Origin of the sequence: Nocardia donostiensis, from assembly GCF_002081715.1 — a bacterium.
GTDB classification, from domain to species: Bacteria; Actinomycetota; Actinomycetes; order Mycobacteriales; family Mycobacteriaceae; genus Nocardia; species Nocardia donostiensis.
The window spans coordinates 1-11,095 of record NZ_MUKP01000076.1; the positions used below are offsets into that span (position 1 = coordinate 1).

Annotated in this window: 2 protein-coding genes; both read left to right on the top strand. The window is 70.6% G+C overall.

The features are described 5' to 3' along the window. The coding region (locus B0T44_RS27355) for an acyl carrier protein (RefSeq protein WP_176219241.1) at positions 1 to 324 on the top strand (324 nt) is incomplete at its 5' end. A 9-nt stretch (positions 325 to 333) separates the two neighbouring features. After that, on the top strand, positions 334 to 11,095 hold a 10,762-nt coding region (locus tag B0T44_RS26835; protein ID WP_139348026.1), incomplete at its 3' end, for a type I polyketide synthase.

Sequence of the window (11,095 nt, forward strand, 5' to 3'; positions counted from 1 at the left end):
ACCGGGCTTGCCCTGCCCGCGACCCTCGTCTTCGATCACCCGACCCCATCCGATGTCGCCGATGTCATCCTGCGCAGGTTCGCGCCCGACACGGCATCCACCGAGGACATCGAACACACCGAGGAGCGCGCCATTCGCACCGCGCTGCAACAGATCCCACTGGCACGCCTGCGTGATTCCGGGCTGCTGACCGCGCTGCTGGCGATGTCGAACGACCCCGGTCGACACGTCCCCGAACCGGGCCCCCCGGCCCTCTCCGACCTGGATGAAGCCGACCTGATCGAGATGGCGTTCCGCACTGCGCGGCCGCGGCAACCGGAGTGAGCACCCGATATGACCCAGAGCGAGAATTCCCGTGAGCGGCTCGTCGAGGCGCTGCGTCTGTCGTTGCACGAAGCGAGTTTCCTGCGCGCCGAAAACGAGGAACTGATCGCGCGCAGCACAGAGCCGATCGCGATCGTCGGTATCGGCTGCCGCTATCCGGGCGGGGTGAGCGATCCGGAGCAGTTGTGGCAGCTGCTGGTCGACGGCCGTGACGCCATCACCGAATTCCCCACCGACCGCGGCTGGAACCTACACACCCTCCACCACCCCGACAACCCCCACTCCACCACCCACCACGGCGGCTTCCTCCACAACGCCACCCGATTCGACCCCGACTTCTTCGGCATCAGCCCCCGCGAAGCCCACCACATGGACCCCCAACAACGCATCATCCTCGAAACCACCTGGCACGCCCTCGAACACGCCCACATCAACCCCCACACCCTCCACAGCACCAACACCGGCGTCTACCTCGGCATCATGTACCACGACTACCCGGACGCGGCTGCCGCCGGCGCTATCGTCTCCGGTCGTCTGGCGTATACGTTGGGGTTGCACGGGCCCGCGGTATCTGTCGATACCGCGTGCTCGTCGTCGCTGGTCGCCTTACATCAGGCCGTGCAGGCGCTGCGGGCGGGCGACTGTTCGCTGGCGCTGGCCGGCGGTGTCACGGTGATGGCGACACCGAACACCTTTGTCGAGTTCTCTCGTCAGGGTGGGTTGGCGCCGGACGGGCGCTGCAAATCCTTCGCTGCGGGCGCCGACGGCACCGGCTGGAGCGAAGGCGCGGGTGTGCTGGTGCTGCAGCGGTTGTCCGACGCGCGCCGCGCGGGTCGCGAGGTACTGGCGGTGGTGCGCGGGTCGGCGGTCAATTCCGACGGAGCGAGCAACGGTCTCACCGCACCCAACGGCCCCGCCCAACAGGAGCTCATCCGACGTGCCCTGGCATCCGCCGGAATCGAAGCCGTGGACGTGGATGCCGTCGAGGCGCACGGCACCGGGACGACGCTGGGTGATCCGATCGAAGCGACCGCCCTGCTGGCCACCTATGGTCAAGGCCGTCCCACCGAGCGGCCGCTGTGGCTGGGGTCGATCAAATCCAATATCGGCCACACCCAGGCCGCCGCCGGTGTAGCGGGCGTGATCAAAATGGTGCAGGCGCTGCGGCACGGCGTGCTACCCGCAACTCTGCACGCCGATGTCCCGACTCCGCACGTCGACTGGTCCCGGGGCTCGGTCCGGCTGCTCACCGAGCAGCGGGACTGGCCCGCCACGCCCGATCGCCCGCGCCGGGCCGCGGTCTCGTCGTTCGGGATCAGCGGCACCAACGCCCATATCGTCCTCGAGCAGGCACCGCAGACCGAATCCCCCGAAGCCGACACCGTTTCCGCGGGAGGACCCTGCGCGTGGGTCTTGTCGGCGCACTCCGCATCTGCCCTGACCGAGCAGGCACGGCGGCTGGCGGAGTTCGTGGCGCAGCGTCCCGGCCTCGACCCGGCCGCGGTGGCGCGAACGCTGGCGGCGCGCGCCCAGTTACCGCATCGTGCCGTCGTGGTAGACGCCGACCTGACCGCGTTACTCGAACGGACGCGTCGGGTCTGCGGCGGGGACACCGCCGCCGCAATCGGCTGCGAGACCGTACGTACCAGCGGTGCTGAGCCCACACGCCCCGGAGGTACGACGGTGTTCGTCTTCCCCGGCCAGGGCGCGCAATACCTCGGTATGGGACGCGAGCTCTACCACCGTTATCCGGTTTTCGCGCAGGCCTTCGATACCGTCGCCGAGGAGCTCGACGCCCGGCTGGGCCGCTCACTGCGTGCGGTGCTGTGGGGTGCGGACCCCGACGCGCTGCACGCCACCGGTATCGCTCAGCCCGCACTGTTCGCCGTCGGCACAGCGCTGTTCCGGCTGATGCGGTCCTGGGGTGTGCGCCCCGACCAGCTGGTCGGTCACTCCGTCGGTGAGATCACCGCCGCGCACGCGGCGGGTGCGCTGTCGTTGCGCGACGCCGCCACCCTGGTCGTCGCCCGCGCCCAGCTGATGCAGGCCCTGCCCGAAGGCGGAGCGATGGCGGTGGTTCACGCCGACGAACACGCTGTCGTCGCGCAGCTCGTCGACGGGGTGGAGGTGGCGGCGGTGAACGCGCCACGATCCGTGGTGATCTCCGGCGATCGGAACCGGGTCGATACCGTCACCGCGCACTTCGCGGCAGCCGGTCATCGAGTGGAGTATCTGCCGGTGTCGCATGCGTTCCACTCCGCGTCGATGGACCCGATGCTGGCGGAATTCGGGGCGGTGGCCGCCGGTTCGGCTTTCGGCGAACCGGAGGTGCCGATCGTCTCCACTCTCGACGGCCGTCCCCTCGGTGACCGGGTCCGCTCCCCGCACCACTGGGTTCGCCATGTCCGGGAGCCGGTCCGTTTCGCCGCCGCTGTTCGCGGGCTCGCCGACAGCGGGGCCACCGGCTTCCTCGTCCTCGGCCCCGACGGCGGGCTCACCGGCCTCATCGGCGACACCGTGCCGGGCCCCGCCGGTCGGGTCGCAGCCGCCCCGCTGCTGCGTCGGGACCGCAGCGAACCGGACACCGCCCTGTCCGCGCTCGCGCACCTGCATGTCACCGGTACACACGTCGATTGGTTGTTACCGCACGGGGACGGCCCGCGCGTGCGGTTGCCGGGTTATGCGTTTCGACACCGCCGTTACTGGCGTTCGCCGCAGGCACCGGTCGATGCGGTGGCGCTGGGGCTCACCCACGTCGAGCACGCGCTGCTCGGCGCGGTGATCGCGTCCCCGGATTCCGCGGCGGTGACGCTGTCGGGTCTGCTGTCGCGGCACACGCACGGATGGCTGGCCGATCACCGCGTCGGCGGTGCGGTGCTGTTCCCCGGCACCGGCTTCCTGGAGTTGGCCCTGGGTGCCGGCGCGGCGGTGGGTGCGCCGATGGTGGACGAGCTCACGGTGCTCACTCCGCTGGTCGTTCCCGCCGACGGAGGCGTTCGGATCCAGGTCGCTGTCGGCGTTCCCGACGCCGATGGTGGCCGCACCGTAACCATTCACTCCCGCACCGATTCCGGCGACCTCGCCGACGACGGCTGGGTGCGGCATGCGCAGGGCCGGTTACGTCCGAGCCGAGACGACCACGGGTTACCGGCCGTCCAGCCGTGGCCGCCGGTCGGTGCGGTCCCGGTGGACATCGACGGCCTCTACACCGATCTGGCGGAGGCGGGCTACGACTACGGGCCCGCGTTCCGTGGGTTGCGCGCGGTCTGGCGGGACGGCGACGAACTGTATGTGGAGGCCGCGCTGCCTGCCGCCGAGACGTCCGGTTACCGGCTGCACCCGGCTCTGATCGACGCGGTACTGCACGCACTGGCCGTAGCAGGCGACGGCGGGGTTCCGCTGATGCCGTTCGCCTGGGCGGCGGTCACACCGCACGCGGTTGGTGTCGCGGCGCTGCGCGCCCGGATCAGCCGGGACGGCCCCGCCGCCGTGTCGATCGACCTCACCGACGACGCCGGGACACCGGTGGCCACCGTGGGTGCACTCGCGCTGCGCCCGGCCCGGCTCGACCGGCTGGTCTCCGGCGCCGCCGACCCGCTGTACCAGCTCACCTGGATGCCGATCACCGAACCAGAACCTGCGTCTGCGGTGACGATGGTCTCCTGGGCCGCCGATGCTTCTGTTGACGACCACGTCGACGTAGTGGTTCTGGATTGCCGACAGGAGGCCGACCACAACGGCTGCGATGGTTGCGGCGGCAACAACGGCGATGACGGCAATAGCTGTACGGACGACAACCGCGACGGCCACAACAATCGCTGTGGCGACATCAGCAACGACGCCGCGAAGCGAGCGCGGATGGCAACCCACGTCGCATTGCCAGCCTTGCAAGCGTTCTCGTCGGATCGGTTCCCTGGGCGAGCGCGGCTGGTGGTGGTTACGCGGGGTGCGGTACCGGTGGGCAGCGAGGACGTCGCCGATCCGGGCGCGGCCGCGGTGTGGGGGCTGACGCGTTCGGCGCAATCGGAGAATCCCGACCGCATCGTTCTGATCGATTTCGACGCCACCGGTACCGGACCGGCAGGCGATATCGGCGATATCGTGACCCGGGCTGCGGCCAGCGGCGAGCCACAGCTGGCGGTGCGCGCCGGGACACTGCACGCGGCCCGGCTGTCCCGCCTCGACCCGGAGCAGGCCGAGGTGGACACCGATGGGCGGGCCGCGGCGGGGACGGTGCTCATCACCGGCGGCACCAGCGGTCTGGGTGCGGTGCTGGCGCGGCACCTGGTGCGCAGACACGGGGTCCGGTCGCTGCTGTTGGCTTCGCGTCGCGGTGCGGACGCTCCGGAAGCGGCGGCATTGCGGCGGGAGCTCCTGCAGGACGGCGCGCTGGTGACGATCGTCTCCTGCGATATATCCGATCGTGCCGCGGTTTCGGGGCTGCTGGCGGCGGTGCCTGCGCAGTACCCGCTGACCGGCGTGGTGCATGCCGCCGGTGTGCTCGATGACGGCGTGGTCCCTGCGCTCACCCCGCAGCGGCTGGATACGGTGCTGGCGGCCAAGGCTGAGGCCGCGTGGTATCTGCACGAGCTGACCCGTGGCCGGGACTTGTCGATGTTCGTGCTGTTCTCCTCCGCTGCCGGGGTGCTGGGGGCACCCGGGCAGGGCAACTATGCGGCCGCGAACGCTTTTCTCGACGCCCTCGCCGTCTACCGGCACAACCGAGGACTGCCGGCCACTGCCATCGCCTGGGGTCCCTGGGCCACCGGTGACGGTATGGCCGCGCGGGCCACCGCCGCGGGCCGGATGAACCGGGCGGGAGTGACCCCGCTGACCACAGACGAGGGGCTGGCGCTGTTCGACTCCGTCCTGCGTCGTGGCCGGCCTGCGGTCACCGCGGTGCGGTTGAACCGGGCGATCCTGGCTAGAGAGGCGCGGGCAGGCATGCTGGCGCCGCTGCTGCGCAGGCTGGTCGCCTCGGCACCGCCTGCCGGGGCGGAGAAAACACTGGCGCGGCGGCTCGCCGGCTCGGCCACGGAGGAGCGTATGCGCAGCCTCCAGGACCTGGTTCGCGCTCAGGTAGCGATCGTCCTCGGCCATGACGGCGCCGCCGCTGTCGCCGCCGGGCGCAGCTTCACCGAGCTCGGCTTCGACTCGCTCACCGCGGTCGAGCTACGCAACCGGCTCGCCACCGTCACCGGTCTGACGCTGTCGGCCACGCTCGTATTCGACCACCCCACCCCGGCCGCGGTCGCGAAACACATCGATCGCAGACTCACCGGAACCACTCTGCCGGTCCGGCCCGCGACGGTACTACCGGCGGCAGAGCCGATCGCGATCGTCGGTATCGGCTGCCACTACCCCGGCAACATCACCTCCCCCGACGAACTCTGGCAACACCTCATCGAAAATCGTGACGCCATCACCCAATTCCCCACCGACCGCGGCTGGAACCTACACACCCTCCACCACCCCGACAACCCCCACTCCACCACCCACCACGGCGGCTTCCTCCACAACGCCACCCGATTCGACCCCGACTTCTTCGGCATCAGCCCCCGCGAAGCCCACCACATGGACCCCCAACAACGCATCATCCTCGAAACCACCTGGCACGCCCTCGAACACGCCCACATCAACCCCCACACCCTCCACAACACCAACACCGGCGTCTACCTCGGCCTCATGTACCACGACTACCCGACGGCCGCGGTCTCCGGGTCGGTGGCCTCCGGCCGGATCGCCTACACGCTCGGGTTGGAAGGTCCCGCGGTGTCGGTGGACACGGCGTGCTCGTCGTCGTTGGTGGCGTTGCATCAGGCGGTCGCGGCGCTGCGGGCGGGCGAGTGTGAGCTCGCGCTGGTCGGCGGCGTGACCGTGATGGCGACACCGACGGCCTTCGTCGAGTTCTCCCGTCAGGGTGGGTTGGCGCCGGACGGGCGCTGCAAATCCTTCGCTGCGGGCGCCGACGGCACCGGCTGGAGCGAAGGCGCGGGCATTCTCGTGGTGGAACCGCTCGCCAAGGCTCGTCACGCGGGCCGCCGGGTGCTGGCCGTGGTGCGCGGGTCGGCAGTGAATTCCGACGGAGCGAGCAACGGTCTGACCGCACCCAACGGTCCCGCTCAGGAGCGGGTCATCCGCCGCGCCCTGGCCACCGCGAACCTGGTGCCGGACGATATCGACGTCGTCGAGGCGCACGGCACCGGGACCTCGCTCGGGGATCCGATCGAAGCACATGCGCTGGCGCAGGTGTACGGCGCGAACCGGCCTGTCGAGCGGCCACTGTGGCTGGGGTCGATCAAATCCAATATCGGCCACACCCAGGCCGCCGCCGGTGTTGCCGGGATCATCAAGATGGTGCAGGCGCTGCAGCATGAACTGCTGCCCCGCACCCTGCACGCCGATATACCGTCGCCGCATATCGATTGGTCCGGCAGCGGGTTGCGGCTGCTCACCGAGCACCGCCCGTGGCCCGTGAGTGAGCGGCCGCGGCGCGCGGGGGTGTCCTCGTTCGGGATCAGCGGCACCAACGCCCACATCATCCTGGAACAGGCGCCGCCGGAGGACGAACCCGACATCGAGTCGAATGATCCGGTGGCCGGTCCGACGGTGTGGCCGATATCGGCCCGCGACCACGATGACCTCACCACCCAAGCTGCGCGGCTCGCCGACCATCTGTCCCGGCACCCCGATCTCAGGCCCGACGATATCGGCTGGACGCTGGCCCGGCGTGCCCGGTTCGACCATCGTGCGGTCGTGGTCGGCGACGACCGCGACGAACTGCTGTCCGGGTTGTCCGGTCTGGCGCAGGGGCGGCCGGTGCACGGAGTGGTCACGGGCGTCGCCGCCGCAGGGAAGACTGTTATCGTCTTCCCCGGCCAAGGCGCCCCCTACCAGGGCATGGGCCGGGAGCTGTATCACTGTTTCCCGGTGTTCGCCCGCGAATTCGACGCCGTCACCGAAGCTTTCGGTGGAGCGACCGAGGAAGCGGTGCGCCGCGCCGTCCTCGGAGACGTAGCAACGGACGAGGCCACCGGTATCGCGCAGCCTGCACTGTTCGCCCTCGGCGCCGCCCTGTACCGGCTGCTGCGCTCATGCCGTATCACCCCCGACCAGGTCACCGGCCATTCTCTGGGTGAGATCACGGCCGCATACGCCGCAGGCATCCTCGATCGCGGCGCCGCGGTCACCCTGGTCGCTGCCCGGGCACGGCTGATGCAGGCGCTGCCCGCCGACGGCGCGATGGCGGCGATCCAGGCGCCGGAGGAGGTGGTCGAGGCGCTGCTGGGGCCGGATATGACGATCGCTGCGGTCAACGCCGCGGATTCGGTTGTCGTCTCGGGGCCGCGGGCGGCGGTCACCGACTGTGTGCAGCGGGCGCACGCGCGCGGGCTGCGGGTCGATCTCCTCCCGGTGTCCCAGGCATTCCATTCGGTGCTGGTGGAGCCGATGCTGGCCGAGTTCGCCGAGATCGCCGCCGGTCTCGACTACGGCGCGGGCGAGGTTCCGCTGGTGTCCAACCTTCCTGGTGCGGACCCGAGCACGCCCGGGCACTGGGTGCGTCACGTCCGGGAAACGGTTCGGTTCGCCGAGACGGTCACCGCTCTCGCCGCCGACGGTGCGACCCGTTTCCTCGTCGCCGGGTCCGACGGGGGGCTCACCGGGCTGATCCATCGCAACCTCGACGACACCGCCACCCCACCGGTCACGGTAACGGCGCTGCTGCACCGGGACCGCCCGGCGCCGCGCAGCACCCTGACGGCGCTGGCGCGCATGGATGTGACCGGCGCGCCGGTGGACTGGTCCGCCCTGTACCCCGCGCCGGGTTCGCGCCCGGTCACGCTGCCCGGTTACGCGTTCCGGCGTCAGCGGTACTGGCTGCCGCCTGCCGGAGCCTCGGACGTGGCGACGGCAGGACTGGCCGATCCCGATCACCCGCTGTTGGCGGCCGTGGTGACAGACCCGGAGTCCGGCGCCGCCACGTTCACCGGTCGGCTGTCACAGGCCACCCAGCCGTGGCTCGCCGACCACACGGTGGGTTCGGCCGTGGTGTTCCCCGCGACCGGTTTCCTCGAACTGGTGCTGCGGGCGGGCGCGGAGACCGCGACACCGGTGGTGGACGAGCTGACCCTGCTCACACCACTGGTGTTACCGAACGATCCCGCGGTGTGCGTCCGGCTGGTCGTCGGTCCCGCCGACGACCAGCAGGCGCGGCCGGTCACGGTCTACTCCCGCCCCGATATTGCGTCCGACACCGAATGGGCCCTGCATGCCCGCGGCCGCCTGCTTCCGGCGACCGCGGCGACACCCGGTAACGCGATAACGCCGTGGCCGCCCGCCGATGCGGTGCCCGTCGCCATCGACGGTATCTACGACGATCTCGCCGCCGCCGGATACGACTACGGGCCGGTGTGGCGCGGGCTGCGCGCGGTGTGGCGACGTGGCGAGGAGTTGTTCACCGAAGCGGCGCTACCCGATACCGTCACCGATGCCGCCGCCTACGGACTACATCCGGCGCTGTTGGACGCGGTGCTGCACGCGGCCGCGGCGGGGGTGCGGGCGGATGCGCCGTTGCTGCCGTTCCGCTGGGAGGGGGTGACCGCGTACGCGGTCGGCGCCACCCGGGTACGGGGCCGGATCGCGCGCGGTGACGGGGACACCGTCACCATTGAGGTGAGCGACCACCACGGCACCCCGCTCCTGTCGGTTCGGACCCTCGGTTCACGTCCGGTCCCGTTCGATCAGCTTGCGTCGGCACCAGCTGCCGCGACACTGCATGAACTGTTCTGGGTCCCGGTGTCGACACCGCACGCGCCGACAGGGTCGGCTGCACCAGCTACATCGCTCACACCGGCTGCACCAGCTGCGACAACTGGACCGGCTGTGTCGGCTGTGTCGGCTGCGCCCTGGGACCCGGCGTCCCTCTCGGATGCACAGGTGTTTGTCCTCGACCTGCGCGACCGGCCGGCAGACGCCGATATGCCTGCCGCGATCCACATCGTCACCAACCGGGTGCTATCCGCCGTACAGCGCTTCATCACCGAACAGCGGTACGCCGACGCCACCCTGCTCGTCGTCACCACCGGCGCGGTAGCCGTATCGGAGGCGGAAGTCACCGATCTCGCCGGTGCGGCGAGTTGGGGCCTGGTCCGCTCCGCGCAATCGGAGCATCCCGGCCGCATCGTGCTCTTGGACACCGACACCGACCCCACTCCGCTGATACCGATCGTCATGGCGTGCGCCGAACCGCAACTCGCCGTGCGGGGCACGGTGGTGCACGCTGCCCGGTTGTCCCGGTCCACACCCGACCCGGTGTCCGGCATCGAGCCGGTTTTCCGCGGCGGTACCGTGCTCATCACCGGCGGCACCGGAAGCGTGGGCTCGGTCGTGGCCCGGCATCTGGTGGTGGCGCACGGCGTCGAGTCACTGGTGCTGGTATCGCGGCGCGGGCCCGCCGCCGAGGGCGTCGACGCCGCTGTCGCCGCGCTGACGGAACTCGGTGCCCGAGTATCGGTGCGAGCCTGCGACGTGTCCGATCGTCGCGCGCTGGCCGACCTGCTCGCCGAGATCCCGGACCCGCTTACCGCGGTGGTGCACGCCGCCGGTGTGCTCGACGACGGGATCGTCACCGCGCTGACCCCGCAGCGGATGGAGACGGTGCTGGCCGCGAAGGCCGACGCCGCCTGGCATCTGCACGAACTCACCCTTGACCGTGCGCCCGCCGCGTTCGTCCTGTTCTCTTCCGTCGCTGGTGTTCTGGGGGCGCCGGGTCAGGGCAACTACGCCGCCGCCAACACCTTCCTCGACGCCCTCGCCGTCTACCGGCACACGCACGGCCTGCCCGCCACCTCGATCGCCTGGGGATTATGGGATACCGGTGACGGCATGAGCGGGCGCCTCGAAGCGGGCGACGCCGCACGGGTCCACCGCCGCGGTGTGTCCGCGTTGACCACCGGCGAAGCACTGGCCATGCTGGATGCCGCGCTCGGCGGGCATCGTCCCGCAGTGGCCGCGGTCCGGTTCGATCGTGCGGCGCTCATCGCACACGCACGCACCGGTATGTTGCCGCCGCTGCTGCGCGGTCTGGCGCCGGAACCACGCCGCGCCGCCCACCTGGAGACCGACCCAGTGTTGCAGGCCCAGCTGGCCGGACTCGGCGCCGACGACCGGCGGCGGATCATCCTGGACACGGTGTGTGACGAGGTCGCGGCGGTGCTCGGCCACCCGGGAAGGCACGCGATCGACCCAGAACGCAATTTCGCCGAACTCGGCTTCGACTCGCTCACCGCGGTCGAAACCCGCAACCGTCTGCGCGCGGTGACCGGGGTGGCGTTGCCGGTGACCGCGATATTCGACTACCCGACACCGCGCGCCCTGGCCGAGGAGATCGCCGACCGAATGCTCGGCGTCCAGGAAACCGCCGGGTCAGCCGCGGTGACGCCGCAGGCGGATGCGGGGGAACCGGTGGCGATCGTGGGTGTGGGATGCCGCTTCCCGGGCAGTGTCGACGGGCCGGAAGCGTTGTGGCAGCTGGTGTTCGACGGCGGTGACGCGATCGATGCATTCCCCGACGACCGCGGCTGGGATCTGGCGACGCTGTTCGATACGGAGGCGGGGGCAGCGCGCTCGGCGGCGCGCCACGGTGGTTTTTTGTCGGGTGCGGGTGGTTTTGATGCGGGGTTTTTCGGGGTGAGTCCGCGGGAGGCTGTGGTGATGGATCCGCAGCAGCGGGTGTTGTTGGAGGTGGTGTGGGAGGCGTTGGAGGATGCGG